At 68.0% G+C, this 19,521-nt stretch carries 18 protein-coding genes; 12 read left to right on the forward strand and 6 right to left on the reverse strand.

What is annotated here, in order from left to right; translation table 11 throughout:
• Positions 1–50 precede the first annotated feature (50 nt).
• Positions 51–2,381 (reverse strand): phosphoribosylamine--glycine ligase, encoded by a 2,331-nt coding sequence (purD, locus tag HK401_RS21040; protein WP_181274443.1) that lies wholly within the window; start codon positions 2,379–2,381, stop codon positions 51–53.
• Between the two features lie 33 nt (positions 2,382–2,414).
• On the opposite strand from purD, the gene HK401_RS09525 reads away from it, so the two are divergent.
• The 4 genes from HK401_RS09525 (at position 2,415) to HK401_RS09540 (ending at position 6,669) form a co-directional block, all read left to right on the forward strand.
• On the forward strand, positions 2,415–3,593 hold the full coding sequence (locus HK401_RS09525; RefSeq protein ID WP_181274444.1) for an asparaginase: 1,179 nt from the start codon (positions 2,415–2,417) through the stop codon (positions 3,591–3,593).
• Complete coding sequence (locus tag HK401_RS09530; RefSeq protein WP_166969885.1) at positions 3,593–3,994, forward strand: sterol carrier family protein; 402 nt, start codon at positions 3,593–3,595, stop codon at positions 3,992–3,994. The genes HK401_RS09525 and HK401_RS09530 overlap by 1 nt, the downstream gene beginning before the upstream one ends.
• The gene (locus HK401_RS09535) at positions 3,991–5,484 is read left to right on the forward strand and encodes an aldehyde dehydrogenase family protein (protein ID WP_181274445.1); all 1,494 of its coding nucleotides are present in this window, start codon (positions 3,991–3,993) and stop codon (positions 5,482–5,484) included. The genes HK401_RS09530 and HK401_RS09535 overlap by 4 nt, the downstream gene beginning before the upstream one ends.
• A gap of 288 nt (positions 5,485–5,772) precedes the next feature.
• Positions 5,773–6,669 carry an EamA family transporter gene (locus HK401_RS09540; protein ID WP_181274446.1) on the forward strand — a complete coding sequence of 299 codons (897 nt, stop codon included), beginning with the start codon at positions 5,773–5,775 and terminating at the stop codon, positions 6,667–6,669.
• A gap of 95 nt (positions 6,670–6,764) precedes the next feature.
• Here HK401_RS09540 and HK401_RS09545 read toward each other — a convergent pair whose 3' ends face one another.
• Positions 6,765–7,742 carry a universal stress protein gene (locus HK401_RS09545; protein ID WP_181274447.1) on the reverse strand — a complete coding sequence of 326 codons (978 nt, stop codon included), beginning with the start codon at positions 7,740–7,742 and terminating at the stop codon, positions 6,765–6,767.
• 175 nt (positions 7,743–7,917) lie between these two features.
• Between HK401_RS09545 and HK401_RS09550 the strand changes: the two genes are divergently transcribed.
• From HK401_RS09550 to purM, 3 genes are read left to right on the forward strand one after another with little or no spacing between them, the layout of a single operon-like run.
• On the forward strand, positions 7,918–8,391 hold the full coding sequence (locus tag HK401_RS09550) for a hypothetical protein (RefSeq protein WP_181274448.1): 474 nt from the start codon (positions 7,918–7,920) through the stop codon (positions 8,389–8,391).
• 60 nt (positions 8,392–8,451) lie between these two features.
• Positions 8,452–9,936 (forward strand): amidophosphoribosyltransferase, encoded by a 1,485-nt coding sequence (gene purF, locus HK401_RS09555; RefSeq protein WP_246490728.1) that lies wholly within the window; start codon positions 8,452–8,454, stop codon positions 9,934–9,936.
• A 1-nt stretch (position 9,937) separates the two neighbouring features.
• Complete coding sequence (gene purM / locus HK401_RS09560; RefSeq protein WP_181274450.1) at positions 9,938–11,035, forward strand: phosphoribosylformylglycinamidine cyclo-ligase; 1,098 nt, start codon at positions 9,938–9,940, stop codon at positions 11,033–11,035.
• Between the two features lie 185 nt (positions 11,036–11,220).
• Here the strand turns inward: purM and HK401_RS09565 are convergent, their stop codons facing one another.
• Positions 11,221–11,433, reverse strand: coding sequence for a DUF3073 domain-containing protein (locus tag HK401_RS09565; RefSeq protein ID WP_181274451.1), 213 nt, complete (start codon positions 11,431–11,433; stop codon positions 11,221–11,223).
• A 128-nt stretch (positions 11,434–11,561) separates the two neighbouring features.
• Here HK401_RS09565 and HK401_RS09570 point away from each other — a divergent pair, with 128 nt between their 5' ends.
• From HK401_RS09570 to HK401_RS09580, 3 genes are all read left to right on the forward strand, one after another.
• Complete coding sequence (locus tag HK401_RS09570) at positions 11,562–12,377, forward strand: DUF8083 family protein (protein WP_181274452.1); 816 nt, start codon at positions 11,562–11,564, stop codon at positions 12,375–12,377.
• Between the two features lie 129 nt (positions 12,378–12,506).
• Positions 12,507–13,148 carry a hypothetical protein gene (locus HK401_RS09575; RefSeq protein WP_181274453.1) on the forward strand — a complete coding sequence of 214 codons (642 nt, stop codon included), beginning with the start codon at positions 12,507–12,509 and terminating at the stop codon, positions 13,146–13,148.
• The gene (locus tag HK401_RS09580) at positions 13,145–14,029 is read left to right on the forward strand and encodes an HTTM domain-containing protein (protein WP_258234134.1); all 885 of its coding nucleotides are present in this window, start codon (positions 13,145–13,147) and stop codon (positions 14,027–14,029) included. The genes HK401_RS09575 and HK401_RS09580 overlap by 4 nt, the downstream gene beginning before the upstream one ends.
• Here the strand turns inward: HK401_RS09580 and HK401_RS09585 are convergent.
• The gene (locus HK401_RS09585) at positions 14,026–14,931 is read right to left on the reverse strand and encodes a LysR family transcriptional regulator (protein WP_219921867.1); all 906 of its coding nucleotides are present in this window, start codon (positions 14,929–14,931) and stop codon (positions 14,026–14,028) included. The genes HK401_RS09580 and HK401_RS09585 overlap by 4 nt on opposite strands.
• A gap of 72 nt (positions 14,932–15,003) precedes the next feature.
• Between HK401_RS09585 and HK401_RS09590 the strand changes: the two genes are divergently transcribed.
• Entirely contained in the window at positions 15,004–16,002 is a 999-nt protein-coding gene (locus HK401_RS09590) for an EamA family transporter (RefSeq protein ID WP_181274454.1), read from the forward strand.
• A 91-nt stretch (positions 16,003–16,093) separates the two neighbouring features.
• A complete protein-coding gene (locus HK401_RS09595; protein WP_181274455.1) occupies positions 16,094–17,401 on the forward strand; it encodes a hypothetical protein in 1,308 nt (435 codons plus the stop codon).
• Between the two features lie 46 nt (positions 17,402–17,447).
• On the opposite strand, the gene HK401_RS09600 is transcribed toward HK401_RS09595, so the two are convergent.
• Together HK401_RS09600 and HK401_RS09605 are read right to left on the reverse strand one after the other, a co-directional pair.
• Positions 17,448–18,923, reverse strand: a complete 1,476-nt coding sequence (locus tag HK401_RS09600) for a phytoene desaturase family protein (protein WP_181274456.1) — start codon at positions 18,921–18,923, stop codon at positions 17,448–17,450.
• Positions 18,924–18,956: 33 nt separating this feature from the next.
• A complete protein-coding gene (locus HK401_RS09605; RefSeq protein WP_181274457.1) occupies positions 18,957–19,517 on the reverse strand; it encodes a TenA family protein in 561 nt (186 codons plus the stop codon).
• Positions 19,518–19,521: the final 4 nt, after the last annotated feature.

Below are 19,521 nucleotides of genomic sequence, written 5' to 3' on the forward strand. Positions count from 1 at the left end.
GCGGCCGGGGAGCGCCGCGGGGAGGAGCGGTCAGCTGCGGCCGGGGCGGCTCAGCCGGGGAAGGTCTCCCCGGTGAGCTTTTCGAAGGCCTCGATGTAACGGGCGCGGGTCTTCTCGATCACTTCGGCGGGCAGGGCCGGAGGCGGCGTGTCCGAGGACTTGTCCCAGCCGGACTCCTGGGTCAGCCAGTCGCGGACGAACTGCTTGTCGAAGCTCTCCTGCATCTGACCCGCCTGATAGCTCTCGGCATCCCAGAACCGGGAGGAATCCGGGGTGAGCACCTCGTCGCCGAGCACGATCGTGCCGTCGGCCAGGGTACCGAACTCGAACTTCGTGTCCGCAAGGATGATGCCGCGCTCGCGAGCGACCTGCTCGGCGCGCTGATAGATCTCGATCGTGAGATCGCGGATCACCGAGGCGGTCCCGTCCCCGACCGTCTCCGCGATCTGTTCGAGGCTGACGTTCTCATCATGGTCACCGAGCTCGGCCTTCGTCGCCGGGGTGAAGATGGGCGGTTCGAGCCGGTCGGCCTCGACGAGACCCGCCGGCAGGCGAATGCCGCACACCGACCCGGTGGCCTGGTAGTCGGCCATGCCTGAACCGGTGAGGTATCCGCGGGCGACGCACTCGACGGGCAGCATGGTCAGGTTCTCTACGATGAGACCGCGACCGCGCACGGCCTCGGGGACATCGGAGCTGATGACGTGGTTGCCGATGACCTCGGCGAGCTGATCGAACCACCACAGGCTCAGGCCCGTGAGCACCTTGCCCTTGTCCGGGATCTCGGAGTCGAGTACCCAGTCATACGCGGAGATCCGGTCGGAGGCGACCATCAGCAGTCGGTCCGCCGAGGCGGCGTCGGCGGCATCCGCGGGAATGTAGAGATCGCGGACCTTGCCCGAATAGACGTGCGTCCAGCCCGGCAGTTCGGGGGCGACGGTCTTGAGGCCGGCCGCAGATGGAGCCGAAGAGTCCGCCGAGGCGGCCGTGGTCGTTGCATTCGATGCCGTGGCCGGTGCGGGTGCGCTCGCCTCGGGGGCGGGGTAGATGTCGGCGAGCGCGATGGCACCGCGCGCGGCCGCCTCGGCGATGTCGGTGCGGTGCTGCTCACCGTCCCATTTGATCTCATCGACGGCGGCGTAGGCCTTTGCGCGTGCCTCATGCAGATCGGTGCCCAGCGACACGACGGAGAGCACACGACCGCCGGAGGTGACGATGTCACCGGTTTCGGCGATGTCCTTCGTGATCACCGCATCTTCGGGGGCGAACCCTCCGCTGGGGCCGGTAGCGAGCTTCGTGCCCGCATGCAGAACGCTGATGTCGGGCAGGTTCGCGACGGTGTCGAGTCCGCGGATGATGTCCCCGGTGCTCGGCGTGCCCGGGTAGTTCTCCGCTGCCATGACGACCGTCACCGAGGTGCGCGGATCCCACTCGAGCGAACCCACCTCGTCGAGTCGGCCCTCGGCCGCGGCGAGCATCGTCTGCCCCAGGGGGCTGTTCAGCCTGGCGAGCACGGACTGGGTCTCCGGGTCGCCGAAGCGGACATTGAACTCGACGACGCGCAGCCCCTTCGACGTCAGTGCGAGTCCGCAGTAGAGCAGCCCGGTGAACGGGGTGCCGCGGCGGGCCATCTCGTCGACGACCGGCTGTGCGACTTTCGATACGATCTCGTCGACGGTGCCGGCGGGCAGCCACGGCAGCGGCGAATAGGCACCCATGCCGCCGGTGTTCGGGCCGGTGTCGCCATCGCCGATGCGTTTGAAGTCCTGAGCGGGCGCCAGGGGAAGAGTGTGCGCGCCGTCGCAGAGGACGAACAGGGAGACTTCGGGCCCGTCGAGGTAGTCCTCGATGACGACCCGGTCGGAGACCTCGAGGCACGAGCTCGCATGTTCCAGCGCCGCATCGAAGTCGTCGGTGACGACGACGCCCTTGCCCGCAGCCAGACCGTCGGCCTTGACCACGTGCGGGGCGCCGAATTCGCGCAGAGCGGCGGCCGCCTCGTCGGGGGAGTAGGCCACCTGGGCGCGCGCGGTCGGCACATTCGCGGACTCCATGACCTCCTTCGCAAACGCCTTCGACCCTTCGAGGTGGGCCGCCTCGGCGCTGGGACCGAAGACGGGGAACGACGCCTCGCGCAGGGCATCGGCGACGCCGGCGACCAGCGGCGCCTCGGGGCCGATGACGACGAGGTCGACGTCGAGGGACTCGGCCAGCGCGGTCACGGCGGCCGCATCGGAGGCATCGACGGCCTCGGTGTGGGCGATCTGCGCGATTCCGGGATTGCCGGGAGCGGCGATGACGGCGTCGACCTGCGGGTCGCGCGAGAGAGCGAGGACGAGGGCGTGTTCACGGGAGCCCGAACCGATGACAAGAACCTTCACGCCACCAGCCTAAAGGGTCGTAGGCTTGAACGCGTGACCCTCTCGACTTTCACTCCCGCGCAGGCCGCCGAGCTCGCCGTCGTCATCCGTTCCGGTGTCATCGAATCCCGGCACATCGGATCCGCTGTGGTCCTCGACCCCCACGGTGCACCCGTGATCCGGCTGGGTGCCCCCGAGGCTCCCGTGTTCACCCGGTCGAGTCTCAAGCCGCTGCAGGCGATCGCGGCGATGAGCCTCGGCGCGCAGCTGACCGGTCCGGCTGCGGTCCTGGCCACGGCGTCGCACAAGTCCGAAGCCGCGCACGTCGAAGTGGTGTCGTCCATGCTCGATTCCGCGGACTTGAGCGTCGATGACCTGCAGTGCCCGGCGGCCCACCCGGCCGACGGAGCCTTCCGCCGTCAGCTCCAGGACCGGCTGCGCGCTGCGGGCGAGGCCGAAACGGACCCGCGTTCGCCGCTGTACTTCAACTGCTCCGGCAAACACACCGCCTTCCTCATGGCCGCCCGCGCGATCGGTGCGGACACCGACTCCTACCTTTCGCCCGACCATCCCGTGCAGACTCGGGTCGCCGAGGTGGTCGAAACCTTTGCCTCCGAGACCCCGGCCGCGGTCGGGGTCGACGGCTGCGGGGCACCCGTGTTCGCGCTCAGCCTGGTCGGTCTGGCACGAGCAATCGGGCGCGTGGTGCGCATGGGCAGTGCGCGGCTCGGTGCGGTTGCCGACGCAGGCGGGCGCGGCGACGGAGGACCCGCCTCGGCGAAGGCGGGGGAGCCGGGGCGGGAGTGGAGCACCTACGAGTCCGAAGCCCGGACGCTCATGGACGCGGTCTTCGCGGACACGTGGGCGATTGAAGGCCACGGACGACCGAATACCACGGTCATCGAGCGACTCGGCGTCTTCGCCAAGGGCGGGGCCGAGGGAGTCATCGTCATGGCAACGAAGTCCGGGTACTCGGTGGCGCTCAAGTGCCTCGACGGGTCCTCCCGGGCCACCGGGCTCGTCGCACTCACCCTGCTCGACCGGGCCGGCGCCTTCGACAGTGCCTTCGACGGTGACCGCGGGGCCGTCTCGGCGGAAGAACCCGCTGCGACGATCGCCGCGATCGCGGAACCGGTCACCGGCGGCACGGATTCCGAGGGGCGGACGAGCGTTGTCGGGCGGCTGGCGCTCGGGGAAGATGTTGCCGAGATCAGTGAGAGGAAGAGAAACTGATGGCGATTCGCAGAAGGATCGACCCCGATCAGGGGCGCAGCGCACTGGAGATGTGGGTGGCGCACGGCGCGCTCGACGCCGCCCCGGCCGATCGGTCGACGACCGCCACGGCCGTCCGTTTCACCCTCGAGGAGCTCGCCGCTCGCGCCGAAGGCAACAGCGTCGAGGTCCGGGTCCCGCCGTTCGGGGTCACGCAGTGCATTGCGGGTCCGCGGCACACACGCGGCACCCCGCCGAACGTCGTCGAGACCTCCGCCGAGGTGTGGCTCGAACTCGTCACCGGACGCACCGACTTCGCCGCGGCACTCGCGGCGGGCCGGATCGATGCCTCGGGAACCCGGGCCGACCTCGGCGACCACCTCCCCCTCTTCACCACGGCAGAACTCGAGGACCGGCGATGAGCGCACAGATCACCCAGACCACATCCTTCATCGGCGGGCGGCACGTGCCCTCGCTCATCACCTACCCCGACATCGACCCGGCGACCGGCGGCCTCCTCGGCGATGTCTCTCGCGGCGGCGCCGACGAGGTCGATCGTGCGGTCAAGGCAGCGGCGCGGGCGCAGCGGGAATGGCGGAAGTCGAGCCCGGAACAGCGTTCGCGGCTGCTCGTGGCCACCGCCGCCGTCATCACCGAACACCGCGACGACCTCGCACGGCTCGAGTCCGAGGACACCGGCAAACCACTCACCCAGGCTTATGCGGACGTCGACGTCTGCGCCCGCTACTTCGAGTTCTACGGCCACACCATCGAGTCCTACTACGGCCACGCGATCCCGATGGCCGACGACATGCACGTCTACACCCGGCGCGAACCCTACGGGGTGACCGGGCACATCGTCGCCTGGAACTACCCGCTGCAGCTCATCGGCCGCGCCGCCGCGACCTCTTTGGCCACGGGCAACTGCGCCGTGGCGAAACCCGCCGACGAGACGCCGCGTTCGACCGTCCGCCTGGCCGAACTCATCCATTCGGTCGGGTTCCCGACCGGTGCGTTCAACGTCGTCACCGGCCTCGGCGCCGAGGCGGGGGCGGCACTCGCAGCACACCCGGGAATCGCACACCTCGGCTTCGTCGGGTCGACGCAGACCGGATCGTCCATCGCCCATGCCGCCGCCGACCGGGTCATTCCGACAGTGCTCGAGCTCGGCGGGAAGTCCGCGAACATCGTCTTTCCCGATGCCGACATCGATGCGGCCGTGCCGTCCCTGCTGCGGTCGATCATCCAGAACGCCGGGCAGACCTGTTCGGCCGGATCCCGGCTGCTCGTACACCGCGATGTTCACGCCGAGGTCGTCGAGAAGATGGCCGCGGCGATGAACCAGGTGACCATCGGCTACGGCCTCGACGACCCGATGCTCGGACCCCTGATCTCGGCCAAGCAGCACGACCGCGTCGCCGGGTTCCTCGCCGAGGCGGGGGCCGGGTCGGGCGCTGCCGGGTCCGGGTCTGTGGGCTCCGCTGGGGCCGGGGTCGGGCAGATCGTCACCGGGGGCACGCGCCCCGAGGGACTGGCCGACGACCTCGCCGCGGGTGCCTTCATCACCCCCACTCTCGTCGATTCGGTCGACCCGCGCTCGCGGATCGCACAGGAGGAGGTCTTCGGCCCCGTCGTCGTGACGATGCCGTTCGGGGACGACGACGAGGCGGTGGCGCTGGCCAACGGCACCGACTACGGGCTGGTCACTGCGCTGTGGACCAAGGACATCTCCCGGGCCCACCGACTCGCCGCCGAGGTCGAGGCCGGGCAGATCTTCGTCAACACCTACGGCGCCGGTGGGGGAGTCGAGTTGCCCTTCGGCGGGTTCAAGAAGTCCGGGTACGGGCGTGAGAAGTCCATCGAAGCCCTTGATGAGTACACCCAGACGAAGACCGTCGCCATCAAACTGTGACTGCTCTCAAGCTGTGACTGCGCAGTCGGCACTGCGCCTGCGGACGCTGGCACGGCGCCTGCGGCGGGACCGCTGCGGTCGCGGGCACTGGCGCGGATGTGGGAGCTGCGTGCGCTGGGGCCACGGCTGCAAACGCGACTGTATAGCTGAGGTGTATGCGGCCAACATTTGTGCAGTGCGTATGCACTTTCAGATGACAGTGACGTGCGGCCGGAACGCGCGGTCGGTGTGCCGGGCGTACTGCGCAGGCCGCGGAACCGTGCGGACGGTTCGGAACGGGGTGCGACGATGACGTTTTCGGTGCTCGGCCTCGTCCTCATCGCCTCCGTCGCGCACGCCGTGTGGAACCTCGCCGCGAAGTCCGTGTCCGGCAAGGGCTACGCCTTCGTCCTGGCCTATCACGGACTCTCGGCGGTCCTGCTCGCTCCGGTCGCGATCGTCCTCATCGCCACCGGGGACCAGCCGCTGAATTGGACTCTCGTCGGTGCCGCCGTGCTGAGCGCCGTGTTCCACATCGCCTATTCGGTCTCCCTGCAGTCCGGCTACGACCACGCCCCGCTGGGCGTCGTCTACCCGACCGCCCGCGGCACCGGGCCGGTCGTGACGATCATCATCGCCGTGACCTTCCTCGGTGAACGTCCCACCCTCGCCGAGGTGGCCGGTGCCTTCGTCGTCATCGCCGGCATCGCGGTGGTCACCGTCCGGCCCCGAGCAATCGGGGAGAATCCCACGAGCGGTTCCGGGCTGCGCCGAGGACTCGCCTGGGGCGGACTGATCGGGGCGTTCATCGCCTGCTACACACTGTGGGACGACTTCGCGGTCAATCACGTCAGCGATTCCCCGCTGCTCTACTTCGCCGTGTCCGAGGCCTGCGTCGGCCTGGTCATGGCCGCCGGAATCGTGACATTGCCGGGAGGTGGTGCCCGGCGCGCTGACTTCCGGGCGGTACTCGCCGACCACAAGCGGGCACTCGTGACCGTGGCGATCCTCTCGCCCGTGGCCTATGTGCTCGTCCTGTATGCGATGCAGCAGGCACCGGTGGCCCTCGTCGCCCCGGTGCGGGAGACCTCGATCATCATCGGCACCCTGTTGGCCTGGTGGTTCTTCGGGGAGAAGAACATCGGCCTCAAGATCGTCGGGGCCTGTGTCGTCGTCACGGGCATCGGCCTCATCGCCCTCGGGTGAGAGGGGCCGGCCGCCTCGGGCGAGGTGTGGCCTCGGGTGAGGTGTGCAGGGCAGGCGCGGAAAGATCCACGCCAGCCCGCGGTGTGGGAGCCGGTTCAGCGGCGGCGGCCGGGCTGGCGCCTGGTCACGCGCACCACCCGCACCGGGCATACGGCGTGCGAGAGCACGCCCTGCGAGGTCGACCCGAGGATCGTCGACACGAAGCCGCCGCGGCCGCGGGAGCCGATGACCGCGAGGTCGGCGGTGTAGGTCGCGGAGACGAGCACCTCGGTGGCGGGGGCATCGAAGATCGAGTACCGCACCTCGAGGTCGGGGAAGTCTGCGCGCAGCGATTCGACGGCGGCGTCGAAGGACTTCGCCGCCTCGTCGTACATCTTCACCAGGTGATCTTCGCTCGGCATCCATTCCGGGGCGAGGATGTGCGTGGCGGTGACCCCGACGAGGCGCAGCGGGGTGCCGTAGATCGCCGCCTGCGCGGCGGCCGCACGCAGCACCGGAGTGTCGGTCTCGAACGGGTCGACGGCGGCGACGATCTCACCGGAGAAGTCGGGACGATCCCTGCCGTCCGCCTCGGCGGTTCGGGCTCCGCTCGCGCGTACGGGCAGATCGATCGGCAGCGGAGCATCGGGCATCACCCGGGTCGGCCAGGTGCTCGGGATGACTACGGTCGGGCAGTGGGAGTGGGCGGGCATGGCCAGCGCCACGGAACCGAGCAGGCGACCGGCGAATCCGCCGCGCCCGCGGGCTCCGACGACGGCGAGATCGGCGGTCTTCGAATGTTCGACCATCACCCCAGAGGCATCCCCGGGAACGATCGTGGTCGACACGGGAACCCCGGCTTCCGTCACCGAGGCGGCGGCCGCCTCGGCGGTGTCTTCGATCGTCTTCTTCACGGCGGCGTCGAAATCGGCGGGGTAGACGATATCGGCCTGGCTCATATTGACCCCGGGAACGGTGTACGCGGAGATGAGGCGGATCTGGGAGTCGGTCTTCTGCGCGTGGGAGATCGCCCACTTCAGTGCGCACTGGGCGTTGTCGGAGCCGTCGATGCCGACGATGATCGTGTGGGACATGTCAGAACCTCTGTCTGCTGGACCGGTCAACTGGTGAGTCCAGTTTATGGGAACGGGCGTGAGACTGTCTGGGAGGCGGCTCAGGCTGACTCGACTAGACTGTTCGCGACCTGTTCTGCCGGGGTATCCGCCCGGTGTCCCATCGGCCGTGAGCGGCCCCGTGCCCAAGGAGATCATGAAGGACCAGATCGACGTCGCCGTCCGTCGCAGCCCCAAGTACTCGGTGTTCATGGGCATCGGCGCGGTGCTCGGCGTCATCGCCTCCGGCGTCCTCGCGCTCTTCGTCGACCCGGCTGCGATGCCGATGGGGTATACGGTGTCCAAGGGTCTGGGTCTGATGCTGCTCGTCCTCGGCACGGCGGGACTGTTCCTCGGCGGGCTCGTCGCCCTCATCCTCGACTGGGCGGGCCGGAGACGGGCCAAGGAGTACCAGGTGGACGCGCAGATCGACATGGTCGACGACCCGAAGGAGATCGCCCGCAGGCGGCTGGCCGAAGCGCGCGGGGAGGACCCGGACGCGAGTGCCGATGGGGCCGACGCCGAGGACGTCGACGAAGCTGCCGACGAAGCCGCCGCCGAGCCAGCCTCCGAACCCGGAGTCACGAAGCGCGATGCCGAGCCCGGCTCAGCTCCGGGAACCTCCCACTGATTGGAGTTCCACAGTCTGAGCGCGGTGGCGAAGCGGCTCATCGGGTATGAGACAATTTCCATCGTGGCAAGAGGAGACGGGCAGCTGACGCACGAAATCGACCCCCAGGACCGCGGACCGCAGGATGAATGCGGTGTGTTCGGAGTCTGGGCACCCGGCGAAGAAACCGCCAAACTCACCTACTTCGGGCTCTACGCCCTGCAGCACCGAGGGCAGGAATCCGCCGGAATCGCCGCCAGCAACGGGCGTCAGATCCTGATCTACCGCGACATGGGCCTGGTCTCTCAGGTGTTCCACGAACGCGACCTCGAACTCCTCCAAGGGCACATCGCCGTCGGCCACACGCGGTACTCGACGACGGGTTCGCCCTCGTTCGAAAATGCTCAGCCCACGCTCGGACCGACCCCGTTCGGCACCGTCGCCTTGGCCCACAACGGCAACCTCACGAACTTCGACGAGCTCGAGGCCATGGCCGACGGCCGCCGCGACCACGCGACGAAGGTCGTCGAGGAGGCCACGAAGAAGACCTCCCGCACCCGACCCTTCCGCGACTCCTCGAACGACACTTCGCTGGTCACCGAACTCTTCGCGACCGAGCAGGGGGAGAACCTCACCGAGGCGGCGCTGAGCCTGCTCCCCCACGTCGACGGAGCGTTCTCGCTGGTGTACATGGACGAGAACACCCTCTACGCGGCCCGTGACCGACATGGGGTCCGCCCCCTGTCGCTGGGTCGGTTGGAGAACGGCTGGGTAGTGGCCTCGGAGACCGCGGCACTCGACATCGTCGGGGCGAAGTTCGTTCGCGACGTCGAACCCGGAGAGCTCATCGCCATCGACGAGGACGGACTGCGCTCCCACCGCTTCGCCGAACCGAGCCAGGCCCGCTGCGTCTTCGAATACGTCTATCTCGCCCGCCCGGACAGCATGCTCGCCGGTAAGAACGTCCACGCCGCCCGCACCCAGATGGGCCGGCAGCTGGCCGAGGAGTATCCGGTCGATGCCGATCTCGTCATCGCCACACCCGAATCGGGAACACCGGCGGCCGTCGGCTACGCCGAGGCCTCGGGCATCCCCTTCGGCCAGGGGCTGATGAAGAACGCCTACGTCGGCCGCACCTTCATCCAGCCTTCGCAGACCCTGCGGCAGCTGGGCATCCGCCTCAAGCTCAACCCGCTGCGAGAGAACATCGAAGGCAAACGTCTCGTCGTCGTCGACGATTCGATCGTGCGCGGCAACACCCAGCGGGCGCTCGTGCGGATGCTGCGGGAGGCCGGGGCGAAGGAGATCCATGTCCGCATCTCCTCCCCGCCGGTGAAATGGCCCTGCTTCTACGGGATCGACTTCGCCACCCGGGCCGAGCTCATCGCCAACGGACTGACCACGAACGAGATCTGCGACAACCTCGGCGCGGATTCCCTCGGTTACATCTCTTTGGACGGCATGATCGCCGCCACCCAGCAGGAGCGCAGTCAGCTGTGCACCGCGTGCTTCTCGGGCGAGTACCCGATTCCCGTCAACAACACCCCCGCCGACAAAGGATGCTGAGTTGAGTTCCGACGCGAACCCGAAGTCCACCACCTATGCCGCCGCCGGCGTCGACGTCGAGGCCGGTGATCGCGCCGTCGAACTCATGAAGGCCGCCGTCTCCGCGACCCACAACTCCTCGGTGATCGGTGGGATGGGCGGATTCGCCGGACTCTTCGACGTCTCCGTGCTCAAGGACTACGACCGTCCGCTGCTGGCCTCGTCGACCGACGGGGTGGGCACGAAGGTTGCCATCGCGCAGGCCCTCGACAAGCACGACACCATCGGCTATGACCTCGTGGGCATGGTCGTCGACGACATCATCGTCTGCGGCGCCCGTCCGCTGTTCATGACCGACTACATCGCCTGCGGCAAGGTCGTGGCCGAACGCATCGCCGACATCGTGCGCGGCATCGCCGACGCCTGTGCCTCCGCCGGTGTGGCGCTGGTCGGCGGCGAGACCGCGGAGCATCCGGGTCTGCTCGGTGTCGACGAATACGATGTCGCCGGTGCCGCCACCGGTGTCGTCGAGGCTGCGGATCTCCTCGGGCCGGAGAAGGTGCGGGCCGGTGACGTCCTCATCGGTCTGCCGTCGTCGGGCATCCACTCCAACGGCTACTCCCTCGTCCGTCACATCATCGCCGAGGCGGGGTGGGGCCTGGATCGGCAGGTCGAGGAATTCGGCCGCACCCTCGGCGAGGAGCTGCTCGTTCCGACCCATGTCTACACCGGTGAGCTCGCCGCACTCTTCGACGCCCTGCCCGAGGCCGTGCATTCGGTCTCCCACGTCACCGGCGGGGGACTCTCGGCCAATGTGGCCCGCGTGCTCCCGCAGGGTCTGGTCGCGCAGATGTCGCGGTCGACGTGGGAGGTCCCGGCAGTGTTCTCCGTGCTCGGGGACCTCGGCGGAGTGCCGCGGGCCGACCGTGAACGCACCTGGAACCTCGGAGTCGGCATGGTCCTCGTCGTCGACCCGTCCGCGGTCGACGGTGTGCTGGCCGCGAGCCCCGGAGCCTGGGTGCTCGGCGACGTCGCCGCTGACGACGGTGCCCTGGTCTCCGAGCCCTCCTATGTGCAGGGCGCCAAGGGCGTCGACGGCGGCGCCGCGATCCTGCAATAGGAAGCCCTGCCTCGGCAACGGTGCGGAATGCTTCCGCGCGGACGCACCTGGGGTGGGAGCCGCCTCGGCGATGGAATCCCGGGGGAATACCGCGGTCGACGACAGTGCGCGGGCACGACTGAGGGCGGGGACCGAAGTCCCCGCCCTCACATAAGTCTGTTCAGACGTGTGCGGCTGCTATGCGCTCATTTCTCGTCGTACTCGTCATCATCGTCGACGTTGTACTTATCGGCGTAGTCGGAGTAGTCGGGTTCATCGTCATACGGATCCGACGGACCGGACTGACGAGAGTCGGCGCCCAGCTCCTCCTGGAGTCGATTAAGGTCGGTATCCGGGCTGTAGTATTTCAGCTTCCGAGCTACCTTGATCTGCTTTGCCTTTGCGCGGCCGCGACCCACTGGCGTGACCCCCTCCGTCGTCATGTGGGGCAGATGGCCCCGGACTAGATCTCTGCTATGCGCTTAAATCCTACCTGTTCGTACTGTGAAGTTCCATTTTGAGGGCGGACCTTGGATAGGCTGAACCCATGGCCTACCGTCGCGATTATGTCGTCACCCTGCGGATCTTCGAACCTCTTGTGGTGCATTCCGAATTGCAAGACAGGCAGGTGGAGGACAACCGTTCGCGGGTCGAGCGGCAGATCTCTCAGGACGCCGACAAGCGCTTGATCTCCCTGCCGCCGAGTCCTGTGGCCGATTCCTTTCGGCGGACTCCGATCTTCCTTCCGGCGTCTCAGACAGCGGACGGTGTCGACCGTTTCTGCCCTGCTCAGGAGGACATCCGCGGCTGGGAGGCGCTCGAATCGCTGACCGAGCACACCTCCAAGGCGACCCTGGACATCATCGCCCCGAAATCCGCCCGCCGGCGTGCGGCCAGCCGTCGCGCCGAATGGCTGCAGGACGCGAAGGACACCCGGATCTTCACCCGCGTCTCGGCCTGGGACGTGCCGCCGGCGTGGTGGCTGTTCTTCTCCCTGTCGGAAGACCAGATCATCACCGAGGAGACCGATGCCGGTCTGCGTGTGATCATCCGCACGGACATCCTCGCCGCTTCGGCGCGGATGGAGTGGGCGGCGGAGACGGTCGCGGACAATTCGAAGGTCGTCGACATGGTCGAGCAGACATCGGCCCTGGCCGAATGGATCGACATGTTCGACATGAACTCGATCCTCGAACTCGACCTCGGCGGAATGTCGGATGTGCTGTGGCCGAATGAAGCCCCCGAACTCGTCGATTCGTGGGTGACCGCACTGAGCAATGACGACCATGAGTCCGCGGTCGCCGCATTCCAGAAGTACGCGGCGGCCTGGGAGCAGCTCAACCTCTACGCCCGCAGCTCCTGACCCTTCTTGCTACCTGACGGCGGCCCAGCAACCTCGCGCCAGGTTGCTGGGCCGCCGTCGGGTAGCAATAAGGGCGGATAGGATTGTCTGCGAACGATCCGCACCCGAGAGGACGAGCTGCGTAAGCGTATGGAAAAGCACAAGCGCCGTCTCCTGACGAGCCAGGATCCCGCCGCCGAAGGCCCGGATCACGCCGGCTCGTCCGGCACCGCCGCCTCCGGCGAGTCCACGTCGGCCGAGTCCTCCATCGGGACGACCGCAGAGCCGACCGCAGAACCGACCGCAGGACCGAAGCCCCGCACCCGGCCGAAGTCCCGTACTCGGGTGCGACCGCTGTCGAAGGTCGGCATCGGGTGGCGCCTTGCGATCACGGCGCTGGCCTTCGTCATCCTCACCTGTGGGCAGTTCCTCAACACCAACGACTTCTTCCCGCTCGGCTCGCTGACCCAGTACGCGACCGCCAAGGACCTCAACGGCACGGTCGGTTCGACATGCATCGCCGCCCAGTTCCCCGGCGAGGACGAACCGCGCCGACTCGGGTTCAACGCGGCCACCGTCGGCATCGAACGCGGAGACGTCGAATCCCAGCTCGACCGCGTCATCGCCCACCCCGAACTCATGCAGTCCATGGCCGACTCGTACGTGCGGCTGCACCCGAACGAACCGAAGCCCGAGACGATGATCCTCTGCCGCACCACCACCCAGCTCAAGAACGGCATCAGCGTCGGCGAACCCGAAGAATCGACCCTGGCGACCTGGGAGGTGCGATGAGCCGCACCCCGACACTGACGACGACACCCGCCGAGGCGGCCCCCACCAACGCATTCCTGCGCTGGTTCACCCCCGAGCTCCCCTTGGCCCGGGTGGCCATGTTCCGCGTCTTCATCTACCTCTTCATCATCATCGATGTGCTCACCATCTCCGGTGACGTCATCGCCCACGGCTGGACGCCGGAGTTCTACCAGCCGCTGTGGCTGGCCCGGTTCCTCCACATCCCCGCCGTCAGCGTCCTCGGCGCCCAGCTCCTGCTCGCCGCCGTCATCGTCTTCTCCCTGCTCGCGGCCGCCGGCATCCTCCAGCGCATCAGCGGCTGGGTCGTGGCGATCACCTTCGGGCTGTGGATGTTCTACACGCAGGGCTACGGCTACGTCGCCCACGACCACATGGCGCTGGTCATCGCCGCCCTCGTCCTGCCGACGGTCGGCGTCGCGCGGTTCCGGGACGTCGGCACCACCTCGGCGAAGGCCGGATGGGCACTGCGAGTCGTCCAGATCGCGGTCGTCCTCACCTACTTCTACTCGGCGGTGATGAAATGGATCGCCTCGGGCAACATCGCCGACTGGGGCAACGGGGCCGTCATCATCTGGGCGCTCATGCGCCGCGGGGCCGAATGGTCGAAGCCGTTCCTCGAGATGCCCGGCTTCCTCATCGCCGGGCAGTGGGCGACGCTGGCGTTCGAATTCCTCTCACCGCTCGCCCTGCTCGCGAAGGGCAGGTGGCTCTACGGGGTCGTCGCGTTCTTCTGCCTCTTCCACCTGCTCACCTACCTGGCGCTGGGCATCCACTTCCTGCCGACCGTCATCTGCTGGGCGGCGTTCCTGCCGCTCGAGAAGCTCGTCCCGAAGCGCTTCACCAGCACCGGCACCGCCTAAACCTCGGCGTCCCCGACTCGGCTGAGCGCGCCGATCACCGCGCGCACCGCGACACGCTCGGCCGTGTCCGGGCGCATCACCGCAACGATCCACCGCGTCGTGCTCACCCCGGTCAGCGGGACGAGCGAGAGCCCGGCACCGCGCGGCGTCGTGAACCGGGGGAGGAGCGCGACCTGGTCAGAGGAGGCGACGATCGCCTCGATGAGTCGGTTGTCCCGGATGCGTTGGACTACGTCGAGGTCGTGACCGGAGACGTGCTCGATCGAGGTGAGGATCGTGTCGAACGGGTACCCGCGGGGCACTCCCACCCAGCGACAGCCGACGACATCGTCCGGGGTCAGTGAGGTGCGATCGGCGAGCGGATGGTCGCTCGCGAGGGCGACGTCGATGGGCTCGCGGGCGAGTGGGACGACGGTGAGTCCGTCCGTGCCGAGCGGGCGTTCGGCGACGAGGCTGTGCGCGACGACGATGTCAGCATCCCGGGTCAGCCCCGCGAATTCGTGCTCGGCGAGGTCGACATCGTCCATGAGCAGGCCGATCGCCGGATGGTCCTCCCGCAGCCGGCGCAGCGCATCGGGCAGCAGGTGGGTGAGCGCGCTGGGGAGTCCCGTCAGGGTGATCTCTCCGGAGGCCTCGCCGAGGTGGCCCTCCCATTGGGCCTGCACGCGGGCGAGCGTGCGGGCCACGTCCCGCCCGCCGTCGGCGAGCAGTCGTCCCGCGGCGGTGAGCGTGAGTCCGCGACCGGCGGGCTCGACGAGGGTGCGGCCGAACTCGCGACCGGCCTGCCGCAGCTGCTGTGAGACGGCGGAGGGGGAGCGGTGGGTGACATCGGCGACGGCGGTGACGCTGCCGTATTCGTCGAACAGGCGCAGCAGTTCGAGATGCCTCGGATCGATGACCATGAAGCCATGCTACAGAGTCAGTGAAGCACTCTGCGATTGTGCTTCATCAACGCGGCGGCCCAGAATGAGGTCATGTCATTCAAACACTGTCTGCTCGCCGCCTCGGTGGCGGTGATGTGGGGACTGAACTTCCTCGCGATCGATGTCTCGCTTGATCAGTTCCCGCCGTTCCTCCTCGCCGCGATCCGCTTCGCGCTCCTCGCTCTGCCGGCGCTGCTGTTCGTCCCGAAGCCCGACGTGAAGTTCCGGTGGATCATCGGCTACGGGTTCGGCTTCGGCCTGCTGCAGTTCCTCTTCCTCTATTGGGCGATGGCCGCCGGAATGCCGGCGGGTCTGGCCTCTCTCGTGCTTCAGGCCTCAGGCCCGTTCACGGTGCTGCTGGGGATGACGTTCCTGCGCGAGAAGGTCCGGGGCTCGCAGATGGTCTTCCTGCTCATCGCGATGGCCGGCCTCGGCGTCGTCGGCTGGCAGCGCCTTGACGCTCATGCGAGTTTCATTCCGTTCCTCCTCACCCTGGCAGGTGCCTTCGGCTGGGCGATCGGCAATATCTGCAACCGGCAGGCGCATTCGACCGAGCCGATCAAACTGACGATGTGGATGTCAGTGGTCCCGCCCGTGCCGATGTTCATCCTCTCCCTCCTCGTCGAAGGCCCCGAGCGCGTCGGGGAGTCCTTCCTCGGCCTGACGAGTCCGACGGGACTGCTGGCGATCGCCGGGCTCCTCTACACCGTCATCATCGCGACGATCCTCGGCTCGGGCATCTGGTCATGGCTGATGGCGCGCAATCCGGCCGGCGTCGTCGCACCGTTCTCGATGCTCGTGCCCGTCGTCGGGATGAGCGCGGCGTTCGTCTTCCTCGGCGAACGGGTCACCGTCGGCGAACTGTGCGGGGCCGTGCTCGTCGTCCTCGGCGTCCTCGGCGCCGGACTCAAGGCGGCGAAGGGAGCACGAATCCTCGCCGAGGCGGTGCCGGCCGATGAGGCCGCACTCCCTTCCTCTGATTCCCAGGAGGGCGCGGGCGGCGAAAGCGGAGTCGGCGATGAGACCGACGTCCCCGCGGGGACGCGGTGACTCTTCGGGCCAGGTGATATCCCTGCGGGGTCGCGGGGACCGGAAACGCCGAAACGAGGGCAGAGTCTGTGCACGCACTAGAGTCGTGCCCATGACCCTATCGGACAACCAGCCGCTCACCGCCGAGGAACTCCTCGCATCCCCGCGGGGACGGTCCTTCATCCTCGGGCTCGCAACCCGGGTGCCCGACCACCTCGAGGATGCGTTCGACGAGGAAGGTGAGCCGCTGACCGCGGAGGCGCGGATCCACGACGAGCTCGGTGACTCTCTCCTCATCGCGGGCTTCCTCACCGATAAGGCCGATGGGGCCGGGGTGGCGATGTATCTGGGTGCGGGGTTCGTCGAACCTGAGCCCGGTGACGTCACTGCGGCGGATGTGGTCGAGAAGCTGCGGGAGGTGGCACCATCGGCGCCCACGCTGGATGAGGTCGAATCGGAGCTCGGCGAGGTCGTCGACGACGCCGAATACTGGCAGCCGCCGGATGGAGTCGAGTCCATTGCCGCCGATGACGAGGTGCGGACGGCACTGATGCCGTTCGCCGAGACGATCCTCGCCACAGGTCTCCTCGACGACTGGTCGCGTCCCCTTGATCAGGAGAGCCAATGGGCACTGGCCTGGGATGATTCGGAAATTCACGGCACTGTGGGTCCGGTGTTCGATGAGCCCCTCGGCGAGGTGGCTGAGGACAGGGTGATCGCCCTCGACGACCTCATCGCCGGCGACGACGATTCCGGCAGCAGTGTGCCCCGCGGGCTGAACGACTGGGTGGCCGACATGCTCAGCACGGAGACCGAGCGCCGCAGCGACTTCGCCAAGAGCCCGTTCCATCAGCTGAGCAGCAGCTGGTGGTCGACTCCGCCTCTGACACTCTGGTCGTCCACGTCAACGTGGCGTGCAGGTGAACCGATCGGCCTCAGCCTCGTCGAGGACAGTCTCGGCTTCGAAAGGGCGCGCGCCTGCCGACTCCGCCTTCGACCAGAGCTGCGCATCTGCGAAATCCACCGACCTGAGGACTGGGCCGAACTCTGCCGTCGGTACCCTCTCGACGTCACTGCTCAGCAGCGCTCCGACTGGTTCGAAACGACCGGGCGCAGGGGCCGATGGGTCATCCCCGACTGGTCGCGGGTCGCCGAGGAGTTCGACGGCGTGCACGTCAGCCTCGCCGGATATCTGCGCACGGCCGGTGCCGTCGTCGACATCGGCGAGGCGAGCGTCAGCGAGGACTTACCGTCACGTCCGACCGCAGGCGATACGGACGAGCGGACAGCGAGCCTCATGGCCGGGTGGAATCCGGACACGACGTTCTGGCTGGGCGATGTCGTCACCGGCATCGCCGAGGTGGCCGAATGGGCCTATGACGACGATGCCGACGGGTGGCGTCAGGTGCCGCCTCGGTGAGTGATCGACGTCCCTGCGGGGACGTCGTGACCGGTCGACTCCAGCGTCAGGGAGCCAGACTCGGTGCCTCGTCGATGCCGAAGCGGGACTTGAGTGCTCGGCGGGCGGCGAACCAGCCGTTCATCCCATGCACGCCCGGCGCCGGCGGGGTCGCCGCCGAACAGAGAAATGCACCGGGCACGCCGAGGCTGTAGTTGTCCCAGCTCGTGCGCGGCCGCGCCATCATCCGGTAGAACGACACGACCCCGGTGGCGATGTCCCCGCCGATGTAGTTCTGATTGTGCCCGGCCATCTCCGAGGCCGGGATCGCATTGTGTGCGACGATCCGATCCCGGAAACCGGGCGCGAAGCGTTCGATCTGACCGGTGATGTATTCGGTCGGGTCGAGCGGGCAGTCGAAGGGAACATGACAATACGTCCACAGCGGCCGCAGCCCATTCACCTCGCGGGACGGATCGAAGACGGTCGGGTCGGAGACGAGGCACACGGGATCGGCGGGCATGCGTCCGGACATCACCGTCGCCTCGGCGGCGGCCATCTGCGCCCGCGACCCGCCGACGTGGATCGTTCCGGCGCGACCGACGGCGGGATCGGCCCATGGGACGGGGCCGTCGAGGACGAAATCGACCTTCGCCGCGGCATTGCCGTTCTTGAACCCGCGCAGCGCCTTGTCGACGTGGGCGGGCAGGAGTCCTGCGAAGATCTGTGCGGCATTCAGCGCCGAGGTGTCGAGCAGGTACGCGCGAGCCGCGGGCATATCCGCGACGTGATCGATGCGCGCATCGGTGTGCACCCTCCCGCCGTGGGCCTCGAGATCGGCGACGAGCTCATCGATGATCGCCTGTGATCCGCCGACGGGGGAGGGCCAGCCGACGTCGTGGGCGAGCATCGAGAGCATCGTCGCCGTCGCAGCCGTGCCCATCGCCGGCAGCCCGCCGATCGCATGCGAGGCGACCCCGGTGAACAGGGCCTGAGTGGACTCGTGGGAGAGCGGAACGTTCCAAGCGGGGGTGGCCTGACCGAGCAGACGCAGCCCGAACTTCACGACGTTCGCGAGCCCGGGAAGGTCACGCAGGGTCGGCGGGACCGACCGCTTGTCACCGAGCGAGAGCCACACGGAATCGTCCGCACGCTCGAGCAGGGGTGCGAAGAAGCGTCGCCATTCCGGTCCCGCCTCGCCGAGGTGGTCGACCGTCGTCTCGAGATCGTGGAAGGCCAGCGCCGCCGGCTTGCCATCGAGCGGCTGGGCGTAGGAGATCTCCGGGGTCGTCAGTTCCATTCCGCGGGCACGCAGGTCGAATTCCGCGAAGAAGGGACTGGCGATCGCCAGTGGATGCACGGCCGAGCAGATGTCATGAGTGACGCCTGGAGCGAGTCCGAGGTCGAGGGTGCGGGCACCGCCGCCGATCGTCGACTGGGCCTCGAACACCTCGACCGAGAGTCCGGCGCGAGCGAGGGTGACCGCGGCCGCCAGGCCGTTCGGTCCCGATCCGACGACGACTGCATCCACCTCAGAGCTCATACGGCCAGTCTAGAGGAGCGGGGCTGTCTCGCGTCAGTGAGAGTCGCCCTGGTAGGCGTCGCCTCGGTGGAGGTCGATCCACCCGCGGTGCACCTGACGCGAAGGGATCGCGTCGCGAGACTCCGCCCAGTCGAGGTAGAGCCATTCGGCGACGACGAGGACGACGAGCAGCTGCGGATAATCCGCCGACGCCACGGCCTCATCCATGAGATCCCGGAAGCCTGCCGTCGGTGCCGCCGGCTCGGGGTCGAGGTAGTCGGCGGGACCGACGCCCAATTCGGCGAAGGAGTCGACGAAATAGGTGTCCTCATCGGCGACGAGCATGCCGAGCTGGCGCGCGAACCGCAGCTTCGCATCGAGCTCATCGGCGTGGGCGACGCACGCCCCGAGCATGGACAGGAACGACTCGAAGAACTGGTAGTCCTGCACCAGATAGTCCCGCATGACGGTGTCGTCGATGGTGCCGGCGAAGAGTTCCCGGACGAACCGGTGGTCGACGGCCTCCGTCCATTGTCTGCGGGTCGATCTCAGCAGTGCCGATACCGCTCCGTCGGCGGTCACTGTGACGGTTGTGTCGATATCTGTGGTGGTCATTGCT

Origin of the sequence: Brevibacterium oceani (assembly GCF_013623835.1) — a bacterium.
Classification (GTDB): Bacteria; Actinomycetota; Actinomycetes; order Actinomycetales; family Brevibacteriaceae; genus Brevibacterium; species Brevibacterium oceani.

Bases quoted from the DNA above. Each gene is read 5' to 3' on its own strand.
- HK401_RS09540 (WP_181274446.1), top strand. From the start codon at position 5,773: ATGACGTTTTCGGTGCTCGGCCTCGTCCTCATCGCCTCCGTCGCGCAC.
- HK401_RS09545 (WP_181274447.1), bottom strand. From the start codon at position 7,742: ATGTCCCACACGATCATCGTCGGCATCGACGGCTCCGACAACGCCCAG.
- HK401_RS09530 (WP_166969885.1), top strand. From the start codon at position 3,593: ATGGCGATTCGCAGAAGGATCGACCCCGATCAGGGGCGCAGCGCACTG.
- HK401_RS09570 (WP_181274452.1), top strand. From the start codon at position 11,562: ATGGCCTACCGTCGCGATTATGTCGTCACCCTGCGGATCTTCGAACCT.
- HK401_RS09535 (WP_181274445.1), top strand. From the start codon at position 3,991: ATGAGCGCACAGATCACCCAGACCACATCCTTCATCGGCGGGCGGCAC.
- HK401_RS09605 (WP_181274457.1), bottom strand. From the start codon at position 19,517: ATGACCACCACAGATATCGACACAACCGTCACAGTGACCGCCGACGGA.
- HK401_RS09585 (WP_219921867.1), bottom strand. From the start codon at position 14,931: ATGGTCATCGATCCGAGGCATCTCGAACTGCTGCGCCTGTTCGACGAA.
- HK401_RS09580 (WP_258234134.1), top strand. From the start codon at position 13,145: ATGAGCCGCACCCCGACACTGACGACGACACCCGCCGAGGCGGCCCCC.
- HK401_RS09595 (WP_181274455.1), top strand. From the start codon at position 16,094: ATGACCCTATCGGACAACCAGCCGCTCACCGCCGAGGAACTCCTCGCA.
- HK401_RS09600 (WP_181274456.1), bottom strand. From the start codon at position 18,923: ATGAGCTCTGAGGTGGATGCAGTCGTCGTCGGATCGGGACCGAACGGC.
- HK401_RS09575 (WP_181274453.1), top strand. From the start codon at position 12,507: ATGGAAAAGCACAAGCGCCGTCTCCTGACGAGCCAGGATCCCGCCGCC.
- HK401_RS09590 (WP_181274454.1), top strand. From the start codon at position 15,004: ATGTCATTCAAACACTGTCTGCTCGCCGCCTCGGTGGCGGTGATGTGG.
- HK401_RS09550 (WP_181274448.1), top strand. From the start codon at position 7,918: ATGAAGGACCAGATCGACGTCGCCGTCCGTCGCAGCCCCAAGTACTCG.